The organism is Aeromonas sp. HMWF017 (genome assembly GCF_003061465.1).
GTDB classification, from domain to species: domain Bacteria; phylum Pseudomonadota; class Gammaproteobacteria; order Enterobacterales; family Aeromonadaceae; genus Aeromonas; species Aeromonas veronii.
Window position 1 is genome coordinate 32,579 of the sequence record NZ_QAJD01000061.1, and the last position, 18,541, is coordinate 51,119.

The 18,541-nt window shown below is 62.8% G+C and carries 18 protein-coding genes and 1 pseudogene; 7 read left to right on the forward strand and 12 right to left on the reverse strand.

Annotated features, from left to right (window positions below):
* Together DBR30_RS21665 and DBR30_RS05345 are read left to right on the forward strand one after the other, a co-directional pair.
* Nucleotides 1–500 (forward strand): annotated as a pseudogene (locus DBR30_RS21665) (lipase); the annotation flags it as partial.
* A complete protein-coding gene (locus tag DBR30_RS05345) occupies nucleotides 497–1,237 on the forward strand; it encodes a lipase secretion chaperone (protein WP_108541885.1) in 741 nt (246 codons plus the stop codon). The pseudogene DBR30_RS21665 and the gene DBR30_RS05345, both read left to right, overlap by 4 nt.
* A gap of 44 nt (nucleotides 1,238–1,281) precedes the next feature.
* Here DBR30_RS05345 and DBR30_RS05350 read toward each other — a convergent pair whose 3' ends face one another.
* From DBR30_RS05350 to sgrR, 4 genes are all read right to left on the reverse strand, one after another.
* Complete coding sequence (locus tag DBR30_RS05350) at nucleotides 1,282–1,983, reverse strand: hypothetical protein (RefSeq protein WP_042655738.1); 702 nt, start codon at nucleotides 1,981–1,983, stop codon at nucleotides 1,282–1,284.
* A gap of 44 nt (nucleotides 1,984–2,027) precedes the next feature.
* Nucleotides 2,028–2,423, reverse strand: a complete 396-nt coding sequence (locus DBR30_RS05355) for an acyl-CoA thioesterase (protein WP_108541884.1) — start codon at nucleotides 2,421–2,423, stop codon at nucleotides 2,028–2,030.
* Between the two features lie 264 nt (nucleotides 2,424–2,687).
* Nucleotides 2,688–4,865, reverse strand: a complete 2,178-nt coding sequence (gene katG, locus DBR30_RS05360; RefSeq protein ID WP_108541883.1) for a catalase/peroxidase HPI — start codon at nucleotides 4,863–4,865, stop codon at nucleotides 2,688–2,690.
* A gap of 145 nt (nucleotides 4,866–5,010) precedes the next feature.
* Nucleotides 5,011–6,714, reverse strand: a complete 1,704-nt coding sequence (gene sgrR / locus DBR30_RS05365; RefSeq protein ID WP_181363496.1) for an HTH-type transcriptional regulator SgrR — start codon at nucleotides 6,712–6,714, stop codon at nucleotides 5,011–5,013.
* 100 nt (nucleotides 6,715–6,814) lie between these two features.
* Between sgrR and DBR30_RS05370 the strand changes: the two genes are divergently transcribed.
* From DBR30_RS05370 to DBR30_RS05380, 3 genes are all read left to right on the forward strand, one after another.
* Nucleotides 6,815–6,991 (forward strand): hypothetical protein, encoded by a 177-nt coding sequence (locus DBR30_RS05370; RefSeq protein ID WP_108541881.1) that lies wholly within the window; start codon nucleotides 6,815–6,817, stop codon nucleotides 6,989–6,991.
* A 150-nt stretch (nucleotides 6,992–7,141) separates the two neighbouring features.
* Nucleotides 7,142–8,410 (forward strand): O-acetylhomoserine aminocarboxypropyltransferase/cysteine synthase family protein, encoded by a 1,269-nt coding sequence (locus tag DBR30_RS05375; RefSeq protein ID WP_019445447.1) that lies wholly within the window; start codon nucleotides 7,142–7,144, stop codon nucleotides 8,408–8,410.
* A 106-nt stretch (nucleotides 8,411–8,516) separates the two neighbouring features.
* A complete protein-coding gene (locus tag DBR30_RS05380; RefSeq protein WP_162895431.1) occupies nucleotides 8,517–9,143 on the forward strand; it encodes a glutathione S-transferase family protein in 627 nt (208 codons plus the stop codon).
* Nucleotides 9,144–9,209: 66 nt separating this feature from the next.
* Here DBR30_RS05380 and DBR30_RS05385 read toward each other — a convergent pair whose 3' ends face one another.
* Together DBR30_RS05385 and DBR30_RS05390 are read right to left on the reverse strand one after the other, a co-directional pair.
* A complete protein-coding gene (locus DBR30_RS05385) occupies nucleotides 9,210–10,109 on the reverse strand; it encodes a DMT family transporter (protein WP_108541880.1) in 900 nt (299 codons plus the stop codon).
* 137 nt (nucleotides 10,110–10,246) lie between these two features.
* Nucleotides 10,247–10,687 (reverse strand): DUF2214 family protein, encoded by a 441-nt coding sequence (locus DBR30_RS05390; protein WP_005355246.1) that lies wholly within the window; start codon nucleotides 10,685–10,687, stop codon nucleotides 10,247–10,249.
* Between the two features lie 83 nt (nucleotides 10,688–10,770).
* On the opposite strand from DBR30_RS05390, the gene DBR30_RS05395 reads away from it, so the two are divergent.
* Nucleotides 10,771–12,405 carry a sensor domain-containing diguanylate cyclase gene (locus DBR30_RS05395; RefSeq protein WP_108541879.1) on the forward strand — a complete coding sequence of 545 codons (1,635 nt, stop codon included), beginning with the start codon at nucleotides 10,771–10,773 and terminating at the stop codon, nucleotides 12,403–12,405.
* A gap of 115 nt (nucleotides 12,406–12,520) precedes the next feature.
* On the opposite strand, the gene DBR30_RS05400 is transcribed toward DBR30_RS05395, so the two are convergent.
* The 6 genes from DBR30_RS05400 to DBR30_RS05425 are packed head-to-tail and all read right to left on the reverse strand — an operon-like array spanning nucleotide 12,521 to nucleotide 17,801.
* On the reverse strand, nucleotides 12,521–13,174 hold the full coding sequence (locus DBR30_RS05400) for an HAD family hydrolase (RefSeq protein WP_108541878.1): 654 nt from the start codon (nucleotides 13,172–13,174) through the stop codon (nucleotides 12,521–12,523).
* 39 nt (nucleotides 13,175–13,213) lie between these two features.
* Complete coding sequence (locus DBR30_RS05405; protein ID WP_108588223.1) at nucleotides 13,214–14,221, reverse strand: ABC transporter ATP-binding protein; 1,008 nt, start codon at nucleotides 14,219–14,221, stop codon at nucleotides 13,214–13,216.
* A gap of 6 nt (nucleotides 14,222–14,227) precedes the next feature.
* A complete protein-coding gene (locus DBR30_RS05410; RefSeq protein ID WP_108541877.1) occupies nucleotides 14,228–15,004 on the reverse strand; it encodes an ABC transporter permease in 777 nt (258 codons plus the stop codon).
* Entirely contained in the window at nucleotides 14,997–15,896 is a 900-nt protein-coding gene (locus DBR30_RS05415) for an ABC transporter permease (protein ID WP_108588224.1), read from the reverse strand. The genes DBR30_RS05410 and DBR30_RS05415 overlap by 8 nt, the downstream gene beginning before the upstream one ends.
* Entirely contained in the window at nucleotides 15,896–16,729 is an 834-nt protein-coding gene (locus DBR30_RS05420) for an alkaline phosphatase family protein (protein ID WP_108541875.1), read from the reverse strand. The genes DBR30_RS05415 and DBR30_RS05420 overlap by 1 nt, the downstream gene beginning before the upstream one ends.
* A gap of 10 nt (nucleotides 16,730–16,739) precedes the next feature.
* Nucleotides 16,740–17,801, reverse strand: coding sequence for an ABC transporter substrate-binding protein (locus DBR30_RS05425; RefSeq protein ID WP_108541874.1), 1,062 nt, complete (start codon nucleotides 17,799–17,801; stop codon nucleotides 16,740–16,742).
* A gap of 219 nt (nucleotides 17,802–18,020) precedes the next feature.
* Here DBR30_RS05425 and DBR30_RS05430 point away from each other — a divergent pair.
* Nucleotides 18,021–18,541 (forward strand): GntR family transcriptional regulator (locus DBR30_RS05430; RefSeq protein ID WP_181363497.1); only part of this gene is annotated, 521 nt, incomplete at its 3' end.

Here is an 18,541-nt window from a genome sequence, read left to right on the forward strand (position 1 = left end):
CCAATGCCGCCCCCGGCAGCGCCGCCGAGAAGCTGGCGGCCGCCGCAGCCCACGCCCTCTCCGGCATGATTTCACTGCTCTCGGGCGGGAGCCAGCTGCCGCAAGATCCGGTCGCCGCCCTCGATGCCCTCACCAGCAAGGGTGCCAGCCAGTTCAACCAGCGCTACCCGGAGGGGTTGCCCAACCGCTATTGCGGCGAGGGGCCGATGCAAGCCAGCAACGGCGTCTACTACTTCTCCTGGAGCGGGCGCGGCAACCTGACCAATCTGCTGGATCCGGTGGATCCTGCGCTGGCGCTGACCGGCGCCTTCTTCAAGGAGCCCAATGACGGACTGGTCGGGGTCTGCAGCAGTCACCTCGGCAAGGTGATCGGCACCGGCTACCGGATGAACCATCTGGACGAAGTGAACCAGTCCTTCGGCATCCACCATCTGTTCGAGACCGATCCGGTCACCCTCTATCGCCAGCATGCCAACCGTCTCAAGGAGCTGGGACTATGAAGATAGCCACCCTGCTCGTCGTGCCCTGCGCCATCACCCTGCTGCTTGGCGGGGTGTTGCTCTGGCCCACGGCACCGACGGCAGACTCATCCCCCGCTCAAGCCAACCAGCATGCACAGAGCCACCCGCACGATCCCGAGCAGGAGGCCGCCGATGCCCTGCAGGCGCGCTATCGCACCTTTGTCTCCGCCCAGAGCAGCCTGACGGTGCCCACCGAGATCTCCCTCGCCAGCTTGCAGATCCTGTTTGACGAGCGGGAGCAGCTGCGCCAGCAGAGCTTTACCCCGGCGGAGCAGGCCCAGCTGTTTGCCGAAGATCGACTGATGGAACAGCTGACCCTGCGCCGCAGGGCGCTGGCGGAGGCAAGAGACCGCGACAAATCGCAGCTGGCCAGCGAGCTGGATCTCTGGCTGGCAGAGCAACCGGACTGGTTTCGCGAGGCGGAGGCCAACAGCCGCCTGATTGGGGAGTTGCAAGAGCTGGCGCAGATGGACCCGGCCAAACGGGAGGCTCTGCTGCTGGAGACGGGGGGGCCGGAAGCGGTGGATCGGATGCGCCAACTGGAGCAGAACCGGCAAGGGTTTGAGGAGCAGCTCAGCGGCTTTCTGGCCGAGCTCAGGCAACTGCCAAACGAGGCCCGGGCCGAACAGCAGCAGGAGCTACTGGCCCGCTGGTTCGAACCCGGACAGTGGCGCCGAGTCGAGGCGCTCACCCGGCTCAAGCTGGGGGAACAATGAGCCAATGACAAGGGGCCCACGATGGGCCCCTTGTTGTGGTGCGCTTATTGCGGCTTGTTGGCCCCCGGCAGCGGCTGCCAGGTGAGGCGGGTCACCTGAGTACCCTGCACCTCGCACTTGAGGCTCAGCTCCTGCCACCCCTTATCCTGACGCAGGGAGACCTCCCCCTCGATCCCCTGCTCGCCAATCTTCAGCTTATCCTGCTCGAAGATAACCTTGTCGCCGTGGGCGAGATCCATCAGTTTGCCGTTGCAGAGCCAGTGAGCGAGATCCGCCCCCTTCAGCTTGACGCCCCCCTTGGCCGCCTTCTGTTCGGCCGCGCTCACCACAAACAACTTGCTCAGCTCGGCGGCCCGCTTGGTGAGCCACTCCTGACGCTGCTGCATGCTCATTTTGCTGACGAACTCGGCGGGCTGACCCTTCTCGTCCAGCCATTGGGTCAGCTTGCCGCTGTCGTCAAAGGCGAACTGGGCGGCAGGCTCTTTGACCCCGAACAGCTTGCCGCCCTTGAAGTAGTAGCGACTCTCCCCTTCCAGCTTGCCCAGCTCGTTCATGATGGGCACGGCGATGATGACGGGGGCGCCATCGATCCAAGCCTTGATATCGACGCCGTCATGGCTGAATTGACGGGTATCGAGGGCGCTCTCGGCCCCCTTCTCCATCAGGGTAAACTGCTCGGCGAGAGAAGCGGCCAGAGAAGGGAGGGAGCAGAATCCCAGGGTCAGCGCGATCGCTGTGTTGCGCATTGAGTTGTACATAACACTCCTGTGATGGGCCATCCGGCCCGTGGTTAACTCTCTGTCAGCCAGGCCCGCAGACCTTCCCGGTGAGCATCGCTCAGGGGCAGGGATTGGCGGGCCCAGTAGTCAAAATGGATCAGGGTCGTTTCGGCGGTGACGGCCAGTTCGCCGCCCTGCCAGGCCTCCTGCCAAACCGTAAAGGAGCTGGTGCCGATGCGGCGCACGCCGGTCTTGATGGTGACCGGCTGGCCGTAGAACAGCTCCCGTTTGAACTGCACTGTGTAGCCCGCGATGATCAGATGCCAGTTATGCACATCGAGATCGGGGGAGAAGATCCGGAACAGGGGATCCCGCGCCGATTCGAACCAGACCGCCGGCACCGTATTGTTGATATGGCCGAGGGCATCCGTCTCCTGAAAGCGGGGTTGGATCTGCATTTCCAGCATGGGTTGACTCCTTGTCTCTTTGTTTCTGTCCTTGTCCGTTCATGGGACATCAGTGGCCAATGGGTGGCCGCCGGGCATCATCAGCGGATCAGCATGTTACATGATACTGCTGGCCCAAGCACAGGGATGCCCACGACCCTGCGCGAACGGCCAGCGGGTGTCGCAGTGCGGCGGGTTGCGGGGCTATGCAAAAAAGCGGGCAGTAAAAAGCCCCGCACATCTTGGCTGTGCGGGGCTGGTGCAGATAACCAAACGGCTCGGGGACTAGCCGAGCAGATCGAAGCGATCCGCATTCATCACCTTGTTCCAAGCGGTGATGAAGTCACAGACAAACTTCTCGCTGTTGTCATCCTGGGCATAGACCTCGGCATAAGCGCGCAGCACCGAGTTGGAGCCGAACACCAGATCCACCTGGGTGGCCGTCCACTTCAGCGCGCCGCTGCAGCGATCGCGGATCTCGTAGAGATTGCTCGCTTTCGGTAGCCACTGGTAGCCCATGTCGGTCAGGTTGACGAAGAAGTCGTTGCTGAGTACCCCGACCCGATCGGTAAAGACCCCGTGCCCGGTACCGCCGTGGTTGGTGCCGAGCACCCGCATCCCGCCGACCAGCGCCGTCATCTCGCAGGCGGTGAGCCCCATCAGCTGGGCGCGATCCAGCAGCAGCTCCTCCGCCGTCACCACATAGTCCTGCTTGAGCCAGTTGCGGAAGCCATCGGCCAGCGGCTCCAACACCTCGAACGAGGCCACATCGGTCTGAGCCTGAGTGGCATCCCCCCGGCCCGGCGCAAACGGCACGCTCACCGTCACTCCGGCGGCCTGGGCAGCCTGCTCGATGGCGAGGTTGCCCCCCAGCACGATGAGATCCGCGACGCTGACACCACACTCGGCCGCCAGCTTGTCATAGACCGCCAGCACCTTCGCCAGCCGCGCCGGTTCGTTGCCCGGCCAATCCTTCTGCGGCGTCAGCCGGATGCGGGCACCGTTGGCACCGCCCCGCTTGTCGGAGCCACGGAAGGTACGGGCACTATCCCAGGCGGTACTCACCCGCTCGCTGATGGAGAGGCCGCTAGCGGCGATCCTGGCCTTCACCGCCGCCACGTCATAATCGGCGCGTCCGGCTGGCACCGGATCCTGCCAGATCAGATCTTCTGTCGGCACATAGGGGCCGACATAGCGGCTCTTCGGCCCCATATCCCTGTGGGTCAGCTTGAACCAGGCGCGGGCGAAGGCGTCGGAGAAGGCCGCCGGATCATCGCGGAAGCGCTCGGCAATCTTGCGATACTCGGGATCGAATTTGAGCGCCATATCGGCATCCGTCATCATGGGTTTGCAGCGGATCGACGGATCCTCCACATCCACCGGCATATCCTCTTCGGCGATATTGATCGGTTCCCACTGATGGGCCCCCGCCGGAGATTTTTGCAACCACCAGTCGTACTTGAACAGCAGATCGAAGTAGCCGTTGTCCCATTGGGTCGGGTGGGTGGTCCAGGCCCCTTCGATGCCGCTGGTCACAGTGTTGCGGCCGATGCCGCGGCTGTGGTGATTGATCCATCCGAGCCCCTGCTCCTCGAGGTTGGCCCCTTCCGGCTCGGGCCCAAGCTGTTTGGCATCGCCGTTGCCGTGAGCCTTGCCGACGGTGTGGCCACCGGCGGTCAGCGCCACCGTCTCTTCATCATCCATCGCCATGCGGGCGAAGGTAACTCGCATATCTTGCGCGGTTTTCAGTGGATCTGGCTTGCCATCCACCCCTTCCGGGTTGACGTAGATAAGCCCCATCATCACCGCCGCCAGCGGGTTTTCCAGATCCCGCTCGCCGGAGTAACGACCACCCGGCTTGCCGCTGGGCGCCAGCCATTCCTTCTCCGATCCCCAGTAGATATCCTTCTCCGGGTGCCATATATCCTCGCGGCCAAAGGCGAAGCCGAAGGTCTTGAGCCCCATGGACTCATAGGCCACGGTGCCCACCAGAATGATCAGATCGGCCCAGCTGATCTTGTTGCCGTACTTCTTCTTGATGGGCCATAGCAGGCGACGGGCCTTGTCGAGGTTGGCGTTATCCGGCCAGGAGTTGAGAGGGGCAAAACGCTGGTTGCCACTGCCGCCACCGCCCCGGCCATCGGCGATGCGGTAAGTCCCGGCCGAGTGCCAGGCCATGCGGATCATCAGGCCGCCGTAGTGGCCCCAGTCGGCGGGCCACCACTCCTGACTGTCGGTCATCAGGGCGGTCACATCCTGCTTGAGGGCCGCCATATCGAGCCTCTTCAAGGCTTCCCGATAGTTGAAACCGGCCCCCAGCGGATTGGTCTTGGTATCGTGTTGGTGAAGAATGTCGAGGTTGAGGCTCTTCGGCCACCACTCCATTCTGGACGTCTCGACGGAGGTGGTTCCCCCGTGCATGACCGGGCATTTTCCTGCGGAACTGTCTGAATTGTTGCTCATCGTTTTCCTCATTTGCTCTGCTGTCCATAACCTGAAACAGCATGGCACAGAGGCGTGACACAAACTGTGCAGCAGCGGCCGATTTACGGATCTTTCACGCAAGCGGCCACGGAATGCACGTCAGCCGCGACAGAAATTGGACGAACTATGGCGCCTCTGCGGGCTGATGGGTCGGCTCGGGCCGCAGCCAGGCGCTGCGAAAATCGAACCAGCCGAGCGCCGTCATCCGCACCCCGTGCACGCCGACCCGGCTCTCCAGCTCCAGCCAGTGGTGAAACAGCGGCACAAACCAGCTCTGCTGCTGCACCCTTGCCAGCAGGGCGCGGGGGCCGGGCTCCTCACAGCTGGCGCGCCACTGCATCAAGCCCTGCCACAACTCATGCTGACTGCCCCACACCTTGCGCAGCAACGGGGTGCCCTGCAACCAGGCGTAGGGGGCAAAGGGGCCGGCATGTTCGAGGTTGAGGGTGCCGAGCCAGAGATCCACATCCTCATCCTCGCCGCTCACCCAGCGACCGTAGTCGAGGGTGCGCACCTCGAGCCTGATCCCCTGTTCGGCCAGCAGGCTGCTCATGGCGTTGGCGCACTCGTTGAATTCCAGATGCTGGTTGAAGCAGGCGAGCACCAGTCTTCCCGGCAACTGCGCCGGTGTGGGCAAGGGCGCGGGCAGCGCTTCGCGCCAGTGGGGCAGCAGGCCGAGTGCACTGGTCCAGCCCCGTTGCAACTCGGGGGCGACCCGCCCCATCAGAGCCACCGGATTGAGCAACTGGCCGAGCCACTGGCGCAGGGCGGGATCCTGCAAGGATCCGGAACGATCGTCCTGCAGCAGGAAGTAGCAGCCCGATTCGAGATCCGATTCGCCGCGCATGGTGCCGAGCTCAGGGCTGTCGCGCCCAAGCTGCAGGTGGGTCTCCAGCCGCTCCGCCAGCTCCGGCAGCATCCAGATATCGATCTCGTCGAGCAGGGCGCGCAGGCCGAAGTAGTCGTCAAACGCCGCAAGGCAAAGATGCAGGGGATCGTTGGCAGCCACCCGGTAAGGGCCGGTGCCCACTGGTTGCAGAGCAAAGCCCGCCTCCCCCTTGAGCTCTCGCGGCAAAATGGTCGCCACCGGCTCCGCCAGCAGGTGGGGCAGCCAGGGATCCGGGCTGTCGAGATAGAGATCTAGGGTGCGCGGCCATGGGCTCTCCAGCCGAGTCAGATGGGAAAACAGCGGGCGATCCCGCAGGGCCAGCAGACTCTCCATCACATCTTCCACCACCAGCTCGCGGCCGTGGTGGAAGCGCACTGCTGGCCTCAGATAGAAGCGCCAGTGGCAGGGGCCCAGACACTCCCAGTGATGGGCGAGATCCCCTTCGATTTCCCCATTTTCCTCATTTCGCCGGGTGAGGCCGTTGAAGATCTGGCGGCTCAGGTGAATTTCGGAGCGGCGCATCGGGCCGGTGGGCAGCAACTGCGGCAACGGGCGATAGTAGGGCACCCGCAGGATCTGGCGCCCCTCGCGGGTGGCCTGACCGAGCTGTTCGATCAGCAACGGAGTGAGCAGATCGAGGCGATCTTCGGCCAGCCACACCGCCTGCGCCAGCTGGCCCTGACTGAGCAGATCCCGCAAGCGGCGCCGGGTCAGGCTCTCCTGACTGTCGAGCAGAGTGAGCCGGGAGCGCCGCCCCCGCCCCGCTTCCGCCGACCAGCTGAGCCAGCCCTGATCCTGCATCCGCCGCAGCAGCAGGCGGGCGTTGCGCGGGGTGCAGCAGAGCAGATCCGCCACCTCGGCGAGGCTGATCTCCCGCTCATCGCTGCCAAGCAGCTGGGCGAGTCGTTGAAATTGCTGGTAAAGGCGACCGGTCGGCATAAAAGAGGAAATCCTGTTGCTGTAAGTCATCAGTTTTTACTTCCGCATTTTAGCTCAATACTGCTGATGAACGTGAGAACCACTGCACAGGAGCACCATCATGAGCCACGCCAATCCCATCAAACCGAACCGGATCCAGCAGACCTTGCGCCGTTACTTCAAGCGGATCCTGCCACGCCCGCTGCCACTTATCGAAGATCCCATGAGCCAGCTCAACCGCCTGATGCAGTGGGATATGAACCAGATCGATGACAAGGAGTATCGCCGTCGCCTCTGAATGAGGGCCATGCCAACCACTCGGGACGCGCATCCCCTACAGGCGACATTGCTTTGCCGGATCTTGCTGTTTACATCGGCCACGGGCCTGATAGATTGGACTTCTATCCATCTATAACTGCGACAAGCAACATCCAACAAGGAGTGTGTGATGAAAGATGCGACCCTGGCTCTGCACCATGGCTTTTCCAGCGACCCCACCACCAAGGCGGTCGCCGTGCCCATCTACCAGACGGTGGCCTACGAGTTCGAGAGCGCCCAGCACGGGGCTGATCTGTTCAATCTGGCGGTGCCGGGCAACATCTACACCCGCATCATGAATCCCACCAACGATGTGCTGGAGCAGCGGATGGCCGCGCTGGAAGGGGGGATTGCCGCGCTGGTGGTCTCGGCAGGTTCCGCCGCCATCACCTACGCCATTCAGGCGCTGACCGCCGCCGGTGACAACATCGTCTCCACACCGCAGCTCTATGGCGGCACCTACACCTTGTTCGCTCACATGCTGCCGAGTTTCGGGGTCGAGGTGCGCTTCGCCAAGGATGACAGCGCCGAAGCCATCGCAGCCCTTATCGACGACAAGACCAAGGCGGTCTACTGCGAGAGCATCGGCAACCCGGCGGGCAACATCGTCGATCTGGCCGCGCTGGCCAAGGCCGCCCACGCCCGTGGTGTGCCGCTCATCGTCGACAACACGGTCGCCACCCCCGTGCTCTGCAAGCCCATCGAACACGGCGCCGACATCGTGGTCCACAGCCTGACCAAATATGTCGGCGGCCACGGCAACTCGCTGGGTGGCGTCATCGTCGACTCGGGCAAGTTCCCCTGGGCGGATCACGCCGAGCGCTTCCCGCAACTGACCAAACCCGAGCCCTCCTACCACGGGGTGGTCTATACCGAGGCCTTTGGCCCGGCCGCCTTTATTGGGCGGGTACGCACAGTGCCACTGCGCAATACCGGCGCGGCGCTGGCGCCGATGAACGCCTTCCTGCTGCTGCAAGGGCTGGAGACTCTGAGCCTGCGCATGGAGCGCCACGTCGACAACGCCCTGCGGGTCGCCCACCACCTCAAGCATCACCCAAAGGTGGCCTGGGTCAGCTACGCCGGTCTGCCGGGTCACCCCCACTATCTACTGGCGGAGAAGTATATGGCCGGTCGCCCCTCGGCCATCCTCTCGTTCGGTCTGAAGGATGGTTATGAAGCGGGCGTACGCTTCTACGATGCGCTGAAGATCTTCAAGCGGCTGGTCAACATCGGCGACGCCAAGTCGCTGGCCTGCCACCCGGCCTCCACCACCCATCGCCAGTTGAGCGAGGAAGAGCAGGCCAAGGCAGGAGTCAAACCTGAGATGATCCGGCTGTCGGTCGGGATCGAGGCGATCGAGGACATTCTGGCGGATCTGGATCAGGCGCTGGAGGCCTGAGTCAGTCAACGAGGTAGCGGGCATCAGCCCGCTCTTTTTTAGCCATCGGTGAACCGCCCACCTCGCCTGCTCGTATACACCATCCTGCCACCGAATCGAGGTCGTTATGATAGTCCTGCACCACCTGAACAAATCCCGCTCCCAACGCATCATCTGGCTGCTCGAAGAGCTGGGCCAGCCCTATGAGATCAAGGCGTATCAGCGCGATGCCACCACCTTTCTGGCACCGCCCGAGCTGAAAGCCATCCACCCCCTCGGCAAGTCGCCGGTCATCGAGTTCGACGGCCGGGTGCTGGCGGAATCAGGCGCCATCACCGAGTACCTGATCGCCCGCTACGCCGCCGAGCGGCTGGCACCGGCACCAGATAGCCCGGAGTATCCCGAATATCTGCAGTGGCTCCACTTTGCCGAGAGCTCCGGCATCCTGCCGCTGCTGCTCGACATGTTCGTGCGCAAGGATGGCAGCCCGATGCGCTTCCTGCCGGACTACGCCAAGGCGGAGTGTGCCAAGGTACTGGGCTACCTCAATGAGGTACTGGCGAATCGCCACTATCTGGTGGGGGATCGCCTCTCCGGCGCCGACATCATGAACTCCTTCCTGGTGGATCTGCTGGCGCAAAGTGGTCAGCTGGCCCACTTCCCGCACCTGCAAGCCTACTGGCAGCGCCTCAATACCCATCCGGCCCGTCAGAAGGCCATGGAGCTGGAGCGCGAGCTGGATCAGCGCCCCTGATCCGAATCGCCACCATGAAAAACGCCCCGACTATCGGGGCGTTTTTGTTATGCAGCGGGCTGCGGTTTACTTGGTCGCAGGCACCTTGTCCCGACGCGATTTCCACCACCATCTCAAGCGGATCTGGGAGATGAGCATCCCTGCCAGCATCAGGGCGCAACCGGCGATGGCGCGCTCGTCCAGCGTCTCACCCAACAGCAACACGCCACCCACGGCGGCGAAGACGGTCTCCAGACTGAGGATGATGGCGGCGTGGGCCGGATGAGCGCCCCGCTGCCCCACCACCTGCAGGGTATAACCCACCCCGACCGACACCAGCCCGGCGTAGAGCAGCGCCTGCCAACCGGCCACGGCGCCGCTAACTGTCGGGGTTTCGATAACAAAAGCAGTGGCGAGGCTGAGCAGGCCGCAGACCACGAACTGCACTCCGGCGAGCTTGATGGGGGCAACCCGGTTGGAGTAGTGATCCACCAGCAGCAGATGCACAGCCCAGAACAGGGCACCAACTACCTGCAACAGATCGCCAAAGCCGATGGTGAACTCGTCGGTGACGCTCAACACATAGAGTCCCGTCAGAGCAATCAGGGCACCAATCCAGGTATTGAGGCCGCTCTTGTGGCGCAGCAGCAGCCCCAGTACCGGCACCAGAATGATGTAGAGTCCGGTGATGAAACCGGCCTTGGCGGCAGTGGTATAAAGCAGCCCCACCTGCTGCAGGGAGGCGGCACAGAACAGCACCAGCCCGGCCAGCACACCCCCGATCAGCAGCTGGCGATGGTCGCCCGCGACGGCAACAGGTTGTCGGGATTTGAGCCACCAGAGCAGCGGCAGCAGGGAGAGGGCGCCGAGCAGAAAGCGCAGGCCATTGAAGGTATAGGGCCCCATGTGATCCATCCCGAGGCGCTGGGCGACAAAGCCCATACCCCAGATGGTGGCAGCCATCAGCAACATCAGATTGGAGCGCATGGCGATTCTTCCTTAAATCGGCGCGTGACGGGTTATCCGATCCAAGATACCCGCCTCCCTATCCTCTTGTCTCCACTCTTTGTCTTCGCTCTCGCTCTCAACGCGCTGCATCGCACTGCTTTTGAGCACCGCGAGTGTTACAGCAGCGAGGGCTTGGTGAACACGGCCAACAGGGCAATCAGTAGCAGATTGCCCCGCAGGATCCACACCACCCGGAAGTGCTGCTGGATGGAGATCATCGGCGCCTTGCCCAGACGCAGGGCGCGACGCCAGCGATAGAAGAGGCGGCTGGGATAAACGAGGGAGCCAACAATCAGCAGAAACAGCCCCATCTTGAGGCCGTGGGCAGGATGGGCAAAGATCTCTGCCACCGAGCTGGCATGCTCAAGGGCCAGCAGACACCCGGTGGCAAAGATGGAGAAGAGCGCCAGCGCAGCCACCCCATCAGCCAGCAGCAGGCGGCGCACTCGCAGCATGTTCAGGCCGCGCCGAAAGATCAGATACTCGACACAGAGGGCAAGGATTAGCACCGCTATGCTGCCATAATGAATCATTGAGAGCAGAGTGTGGTTCAGCATCGGAAACATCTCATTTTCTGCCTTTAGACGAGCCGCACCGCATCATATATGCTGGTGTCACCCGAGACGAAAAGGATCTGTTCATGTCCCCCGCCAAGCCCAAGAACACTTGGTCTTTGATCACCCGCATGCGGCTGGGCCTCCTCTTGCTCTTTATCCCAGTGTTGCTGCTCGGCAGCATCTACTACCTGCATATGGAGCGCACCCTGCGCCACGAGCAGCAACAGAACCTGATTGCTCGCAACACCCAGTATTTCCATACCCTGATCGAACCCTATCTGGCGACCCTCAAACGCCAGTTTACGCTCATTTATCAGCAGGTAAATTATCAGGATTTCAGCGGCCCTGAGATCCTTAACGGCGAGCGCTACCTGCAACAGTGGCAGGCCTATCACAAGGTGATGGAGCTCGATTACGTCTACGTGGGCACCGAGCATCGCAAGATGCTGATCCACCCCTCCTGGCAGGCCGACGAGAAGTTCGATCCCAGAACCCGCCCCTGGTATCTGCTGGCATCCAGCCATCCCGGACAGATTGTCTGGACTGATCCTTATTACGACTACACCTTGGGCACCCTCACCATGGCGCTGGCCCGGGTGATTGAAGATCCTGACGGCAAGCGGGTTGGCGTACTCTCGCTGGATACCCAGCTCACCCCCCTCGCCAGCTGGCTAAACAGTCGGCATGCTCAGAGTCACCATCTGGGTAATGGCTATCAGCTCTTGCTCAACCATGACGGGCTGGTGCTGGCCCATCCGGATCGTGAACGGGTATTCAAACCCCTCGCCCACCCCGACTGGCTGGCCCGGATGCAACAGCCGCAGGGCTTTTTCCTCGATGATGCCAGCGGCCTGATGGTCTCCTACTACCGCATCCCCGAGCAGCGCTGGATCCTGCTCAGCGTCGAGCCGACTGCCAGCATGCAGCAGGTGATCGACAGCGTCTCCATCAACGTGCAGCTGATGATTGCCGTCGCCTGCATCCTCTATCTGCTGCTGGCACTGCTCTGGTCCCGCTACTTCCGCCGCATGCTGGGGGAGATCACCCTGCTGATCCGCGCCAGCCGCTCCGGCGGTATCGCCTACAACGGCCGCCGTATGCTGGAGCTGGCCAAGGTCTATGAAGAGATGGATGCCGCCAGTCAGGACTTTGCCCAGATCCGCCTGCAAGCCCATCAGGACAAGCTCACCGGGCTCTACAATCGTCGCTTCTTCGACGAGTGCCTGCAGAAGCAGCTCAACAGTGGCGCTCCCTTCGGGGTGGTGATGTTCGATCTGGATGATTTCAAGCGGGTCAACGATACCCATGGCCATCAGGCAGGGGATGTGGTGCTCAAGCGGGTGAGCAAGCTGGGCATGAATCTGTTCCACGAGTGGGGCTGGTTCTGCCGCTATGGCGGCGAGGAGCTGGTGCTCATCTTCCGTTACGGCGAAGAGCAGCCGATGCTCCCCTCCCTGCTGGAAGCGTTCCGGCTCGGGGTGGAACAACTGGAGTGGCGCGAACCCGATCTCACCATCACCATAAGCGGCGGGGTGGCTTTCAGCCGCTCCGGGCTCTCGGCCAAAGAGCTGGTGGAGCTGGCCGACAAGGGGGTCTATCAGGCCAAGCGGGAGGGGAAAAACCGTATCTGCTTCCCGCTGCGCCACACCCCTCACCAGAGGGCCGAGGAGGACATTCCCGCCTTTGGCGAGCCTCAGCAACAAACCAACGAGGGGTAGCCCCAGCGGCCAGCACCAACCACAACGCCGTCAGCAAAAACAAAGAGAGAGGCTCCAGCCTCTCTCTTTGTTTATCGTGCTTCTTGCCGCACGTTAAGCCAGTGTGGCGCGCGACTCAGCGCTGCCACTCCCACACCGGCCAGCCCAGCTCCTCGGCCTGCTGGCGCAGCGCAGGGGCCGGATTGACCGCATGGGGATGGCTCACCGCCCGCAGCATGGGCAGATCATTGTGGGAGTCGCTGTAGCCAAAGCTCCCCTGCCAGAGGTGGTCCCTGCCTGCAAACAGCTGGTTGATGCGGGCCACCTTGCCCTCGCGAAAGCTGAGGGTGCCGCGAATCTGGCCGGTCAGCATCCCCTCCTCCTCATCGAGCAAAATGGCGACGCAGTGATCCATCCCCAGCATCTTTGCCATGGGGGCGACCAGATGCTCGCCGGAGGCGGAGATGAGCACCAGGTCGTCGCCCCGCTCCCGATGCCATTCGATACGCGCCAACCCCTCGGGGTAGAGGCGCTCGCGCAGCACCCGCTCGGCAAAGCGGGTGCAGAGCGAGTCGAGCCACTGGCGCGTCTTGCCCGCCAGCGGTTGCAGGGTGAAGGCCATGTACTGGTGCATATCCATCTTGCCCTGATGGTAGAGGGACATCATGGCCTGCTCCTCCGCGATCATGCTGGCGGGCGCCAGCTCCTCGGCCACCATGTACTCCAGCCAGAGGCTGGCGGAATCCCCCGCAATCAGGGTCTCGTCCAGATCAAACAGTGCCAGTGCCATGGGCGCTCCTCGCAGTGAAAATAGAAATGAAATGCGGCCTCATGCTACCTCACAGAGTTGATCCCGGGCCACCGCCAGGGTCACGGCACTGCCGGTGGCCAGCAGATCGCCAGCCGAGCGGTTGAGGCAATCCACCGTCAACAGCCCCGCCTCGCACTCCACCTGATAGCGGATCACGTTGCCGAGCAGCTGTTGCTGGCGAACGATGCCGGGCAGGCTGGGTTCGCTGCTGCTCGCCCCTGCGGGCAGCAGGGTAATGGACTCCGGCCGCAGCGCCAGCTTGCCCTGAAAACGGGGGCCAAACAGCGACTTGCCCTGCTCGGCGCAAAGCAGGTTGTAGTTGCCGATAAAGCTCGCCACAAACTCGCTGGCGGGACGGGTATAGATCTCCTCCGGCGTGCCGCTCTGGACGATGGATCCCTTGTTCATCAGGAAGATCCGATCCGACATGGTGAGCGCCTCCTCCTGATCGTGAGTCACGAAGATGGTGGTGAGCTCAAGGCGCTGCTGGATCTCGCGGATCTGCTGGCGCAGGCTGCGGCGGATGCGGGCATCCAGCGCCGAGAGCGGCTCGTCCAGCAGCAGGATCCGCGGCTGCACCACCAGCGCCCGGGCCAGTGCCACCCGCTGGCGCTGGCCGCCGGAGAGCTCGGCCGGATAGCGGCGCTCGAAACCGGTCAGCTCCACCAGCGCCAATGCCTCCTGCACGCTGGCCGCCAGCTCCCGCCCCGGCTGGGGTTTCATCTTGAGGCCGAAGGCGACGTTGTCCCACACCGTCATGTTGGGGAACAGCGCATAACTCTGGAACACCATGCCGATGCCCCGCTTCTGGGGCGCCTGCCAGGTGATCTCCTCACCGGCCACCCGCACCTGACCGCCATCCACCGGGGTGAGCCCGGCCAGCGCCCTCAGCAGGGTGGACTTGCCGCAGCCAGAGGGGCCGAGCAGGGTCACCAGCTCCCCCTTGCGAATGCCGAATTCGATCCCCTCGAACACCGGCGTATCGCCGTAGGATTTATGCAACTGATTGACTTCTAAATGAAACATCTTGGATCACCGATGAAATCTGTTGGCCGCCCAGGTGAGCAGCAGGGTCAGCAGGAAGTAGCTCATCACCAGCGCACTGGTGAAGTGGCCAGAAGTGGCGCGCATGTTGTAGAGGTAGACCTGCAGGGTCTCGTAGCGGGTGCCCACCAGCATGTTGGCAAACACGAACTCGCCGAGCAGGAAGGAGAAGGAGAGAAACAGGGCAGCCAGCAGCCCCTTGCGCAGACAAGGGATCACCACCAACAGAAAGGCGCGCCGACTACTTGCCCCCAGCAGATGGGCAGCATCCATCAAATCCCTGAGCGGTACCCCTTGCAGGCTGTTGGCCAGCGCCCGGTACATAAAGGGGAGCACCACGGTGAACCAGGTGCCGATCAGGATCCACGGTGTGCCGATAATGGGCAGAACGCCATCGGCATAGATCTGCAGCAACCCCACCGACGAGACCACTGGCGGCACCGCAAAGGGGAGCAGGATCAACAGGTTCATCCAGGGATCCAGCTTGGGGAAGTAGTAAGCCACCACCAGCACGGTCGGCACCAGCACCAGGGTCCCCAGCAGCAGGGTGGCGAAGCAGACCAGGAGGCTGCGGCCAAAGGCCGCCAGAAAGCGCGGATCGCCCCACAGCTTGAGATACCAGTCGAGGGTGAAGCCATCCGGCAGCAGGGTCGCCCCCCAGCGGGTGGAGATGGAGTAGAGAAACGTGGCCAACAGCGGCAGCAGCAGGGTGGCGACCAGCCCACCCAGCACCCACTTGGGCCAGCGCGGCGTCAAATCATGCATGGGATTGCCCCTTGTTCACATAGCTCTTTTTCAGCAGCCACTGGTTGGCGGCCGTCACCACTCCCAGCAGCACCATCAGGATCACCGCCAGCGCCGCCGCCATATTGGGCTCGAGGAAGATATCGCCGGAGACCAGACTGGCCACCCGGATGGTCACCAGATTGAAGTTGCCGGTGGTGAGGGCGTAGGCGGAGGCATAGGCCCCCACCGCGTTGGCAAACAGGATGATCAGGGTGCCGAGCAGCGCAGGCGTCAGCACCGGCAGCGCCACGTGCCACACATACTGCCCCTTGCTCGCACCGAGCAGCGCCGCAGCCTGCGGCCACTCATCCTGCAGCGCATCGAACGCCGGGTAGAGCAGCAGCAGGGCAAGGGGGATCTGGAAGTAGGTGTAGATGAGGATAAGGCCCGACCCCGAGTAGAGGTTGAAGCCGTCGATCAGTCCCCAGGATTTCAGCAGCAGGGTCACTGCACCATTGATGCCGAGGATGATGATGAAGGCGAATGCCAGCGGCACCCCGCTGAAGTTGCCGGTCATGGTGACGAAGGCCAGCAGCACCCGCTTGACCCGCTCGCCGCTGTGGCGCAGCGCCGCCGCCCCGAGAGTACCGATGGCAAGCCCCGCCAGACTGGCGATACCGGCAATGCGCAACGAGTTGCCGAACGATTGCAGGTAGAAGGGGGAGCTCAAAATCTCCCGGTAGTAGTCGAGGCCCCAGCCATCTGGGGTCTGAAAGCTGCCCACCAGCACCCACACCATGGGGGCAAGCTGGAACAGGATCATCAAGAGGATAAACGGCAGCAGCACCAGCGCGGGCAGCCAGTGGCGGCGCACCTTGTGCTTGGTGGCCACGGGTTGATCCACCAGGAGCTCGGTGGTGGCAGGCATCATCAGTGCACCTCGCGCATAAAGGCGGCCTTGAGCAACGGTGGCGCTGCCGGCTTGCCGTGGGGGATGCCCAGCAGATCGGCCATCAGGGCGCAGAGCTGGGTCTGGGCGATCACTACCCCATCCGGCCAGCGCTCGACGAAGGCATCGCCAAACATCCAGAGCGGCACGGTGCGCTCTTCAGGCAGGGTGCCGCCGTGGCTCAGGTCGTTGTTCATGCCATGATCCGAGGTGACTACCACCTGATACCCCTCCGCCAACCACTGGGGCAGCAGATCGGCCAGCAGGCTGTCCATGCGGCGCGCCTGATTGCGGTACTGGCGGGAGTCGAAGCCAAACTTGTGGCCCGCATCGTCCACCCCCATCGGGTGGATCAGCAGAAAATCGGGATCGTACTGGCTGCGCAGCCATTCCCCATCCATCAGCAGATGGCTGTCGGGATAGTTGTCATCCCAGTAGAAGCTGCCGTGCTGAATGGGCAACTGCTCGTCGTGAGTAAAGCGATCGCGGGCCGCCAGCCAGGGGCTCTTGTTGTAGAGTTCGCTCACCCAATGGTAGGCCGCCGCTGCGGTGCGTTTACCCGCGGCGCGGGCCAGATGGAAGATGGAGTCATGCAGACTGAGGCGACTCACCCCGTTGTGGGTGATGCCGCTCACCACCGGCGGCACGCCGGTCAGGATGCACTCGTAGAGGGGCCGGGAGAGGGATGGCAGGGCGCAGCTGAGGGTCGTATAGAGGCCACGCTCCGCCTCCACCATGCCTGCGAGGTAGCCCATCCCATGGGCTACCCCGGCAGAGAGGCCATCCACAAGTACCACTATCACCTTGTGTTGCACTGGCCGCTCCTTACTGCATGTAGATCATGACGTTCTCTTGCCACTGACGCGGCAGGGCCTTGGAGCTCTGCTCCCAGGCGGCGTGATCCTGCACCGGCTTGGCCTTGGCATACTGCTCGGCCGGCAGCAGCTTGGCCTTCACGTCATCCGGCAGCGCAACGTTGCTGCGGATCGGGCGGGCGTAGCCACGGGCCAGGTTGATCTGACCGGCATCGGAGAGGATGTATTCCCGCGCCAGCTTGGCGGCGTTGGGGTTTTTGGCCCATTTGTTGATGATGGTGGTGTAACCGGCGATGACTGAGCCGTCGCTCGGGATCACCACATCAAACTTCTTGGGGTCAATCTGATCGCGGTAGTTCAATGCGTTGAAATCCCACAGCACACCCACTTCTACCTCGCCCTTCTCGATGTTGGCGATGGTGGGATCGTTCAGGGAGAGACGACCCTGCTGGGCCAGCTTGCCGAACAACTCCAGGGCGGGCTTGAGATTCTTCTCGCTGCCACCGGTGGCATAGGCCGCCGCCAGCACGCCGTTGTTGGCCTGCGAGGCAACGCCCACATCACCCAGGGTCACCTTGTAGTCGCCACCCAGTAGGGATTGCCAGCTGGTGGGGGCTGCCTTGACCAGATCCTTGTTGATCAGGAAGGCGATGGTGCCGGTATAGGCCAGCATCCAGTGACCGTCGGCGTCCTTGGCCCAGTTGGGAATATCAGCCCAGGTGGAGGGTTTGTAGGGCTGGGTGACCCCCTGCTTGACCGCAACCGGACCGAAGGCGCCTCCCACGTCACCGATATCGGCGGTGGCATTGGCCTTCTCGGCGGCGAACTTGGCGATCTCCTGCGCCGAGCTCATGTCGGTATCCTGATGCTTGATGCCGTAGATGCTGCCCAGCTGCTGCCAGGTATCCTTCCAGTTGGCCCAGCTGTCGGGCATGCCGATGCTGTGGAGCTGGCCTTCACCGCGGGCGGCCTTTTCGAGATCCGCGATATTTTCGGCTGCATAGCTATTTGTAGCAAACAACGGTTGGCTGATGGCCACCATGGCCAGTGCACTTGCGATCACGCTTTTCATCATCCCATCCCTCTGGACTAGGTCAGTTAAGGTTCGAGAGGGATGCTAGAGGGGAATTATGACGGTGGCGGGGCGCTTTAATGGCAGTTTGATGACAATCACCCTGTCATGGCGCTGTCATCCACAGCGGTTACAACTCTGAACCCGAGTGAGGCTGGACTATTCCAGTAAGGGATTGGCCAGTCATCCGCCTTCTGAATAAGCGACAGGGACAAGAGTGTGACCGAGCCGAAATTGAGCGAGCAGAGAGTGAACGAACAGAGCATGGCCGATGGCCGCTCATCCTCCAAGTGCGAACAGATTTGCCAGACCCTGCGCCGCTATATCGGCAGCGGCCAGCTGGCGGCGGGGCAGCAGCTGCCCGCCGAACGAGCCCTGAGCGAGCGATTCGCCACTACCCGCATCACCATCAAGGAGGCGCTCTCCAGCCTCGAAGCGGATGGCCTTATCTATCGGGCCGAGCGACGCGGCTGGTTCGTGGCCCCGCCCCGCCTCACCTACGATCCCGCCATCCACACCCACTTTCACCAGTGGATCGGCGAGCAACAGCGCACCGCCGAAACCCGGGTGCTGGCCCACGGCAGCGAGCTGGCCAGCAGCGAACTCTGCCGCTGGATGGGGCTGGAGCCATTTACGCCGCTGTATGAAATTCGCCGCCAGCGTCTTATCGACGGCCGCCCAGTGCTCCACGTCAGCCACCATCTGCTGGCCAGCTCGCTGCCGTGGGCCAGCACCCGGGT

Excerpts from the sequence above, each read along its gene's own strand:
- DBR30_RS05370 (WP_108541881.1), top strand. The coding sequence starts at position 6,815 with ATGAGCCACGCCAATCCCATCAAACCGAACCGGATCCAGCAGACCTTG.
- DBR30_RS05350 (WP_042655738.1), bottom strand. The coding sequence starts at position 1,983 with ATGCGCAACACAGCGATCGCGCTGACCCTGGGATTCTGCTCCCTCCCT.
- DBR30_RS05425 (WP_108541874.1), bottom strand. The coding sequence starts at position 17,801 with ATGAAAAGCGTGATCGCAAGTGCACTGGCCATGGTGGCCATCAGCCAA.
- DBR30_RS05395 (WP_108541879.1), top strand. The coding sequence starts at position 10,771 with ATGTCCCCCGCCAAGCCCAAGAACACTTGGTCTTTGATCACCCGCATG.
- DBR30_RS05390 (WP_005355246.1), bottom strand. The coding sequence starts at position 10,687 with ATGCTGAACCACACTCTGCTCTCAATGATTCATTATGGCAGCATAGCG.
- DBR30_RS05410 (WP_108541877.1), bottom strand. The coding sequence starts at position 15,004 with ATGCATGATTTGACGCCGCGCTGGCCCAAGTGGGTGCTGGGTGGGCTG.
- sgrR (WP_181363496.1), bottom strand. The coding sequence starts at position 6,714 with ATGCCGACCGGTCGCCTTTACCAGCAATTTCAACGACTCGCCCAGCTG.
- DBR30_RS05405 (WP_108588223.1), bottom strand. The coding sequence starts at position 14,221 with ATGTTTCATTTAGAAGTCAATCAGTTGCATAAATCCTACGGCGATACG.
- DBR30_RS05415 (WP_108588224.1), bottom strand. The coding sequence starts at position 15,896 with ATGATGCCTGCCACCACCGAGCTCCTGGTGGATCAACCCGTGGCCACC.
- katG (WP_108541883.1), bottom strand. The coding sequence starts at position 4,865 with ATGAGCAACAATTCAGACAGTTCCGCAGGAAAATGCCCGGTCATGCAC.
- DBR30_RS05400 (WP_108541878.1), bottom strand. The coding sequence starts at position 13,174 with ATGGCACTGGCACTGTTTGATCTGGACGAGACCCTGATTGCGGGGGAT.
- DBR30_RS05375 (WP_019445447.1), top strand. The coding sequence starts at position 7,142 with ATGAAAGATGCGACCCTGGCTCTGCACCATGGCTTTTCCAGCGACCCC.
- DBR30_RS05385 (WP_108541880.1), bottom strand. The coding sequence starts at position 10,109 with ATGCGCTCCAATCTGATGTTGCTGATGGCTGCCACCATCTGGGGTATG.
- DBR30_RS05355 (WP_108541884.1), bottom strand. The coding sequence starts at position 2,423 with ATGCTGGAAATGCAGATCCAACCCCGCTTTCAGGAGACGGATGCCCTC.
- DBR30_RS05345 (WP_108541885.1), top strand. The coding sequence starts at position 497 with ATGAAGATAGCCACCCTGCTCGTCGTGCCCTGCGCCATCACCCTGCTG.
- DBR30_RS05380 (WP_162895431.1), top strand. The coding sequence starts at position 8,517 with ATGATAGTCCTGCACCACCTGAACAAATCCCGCTCCCAACGCATCATC.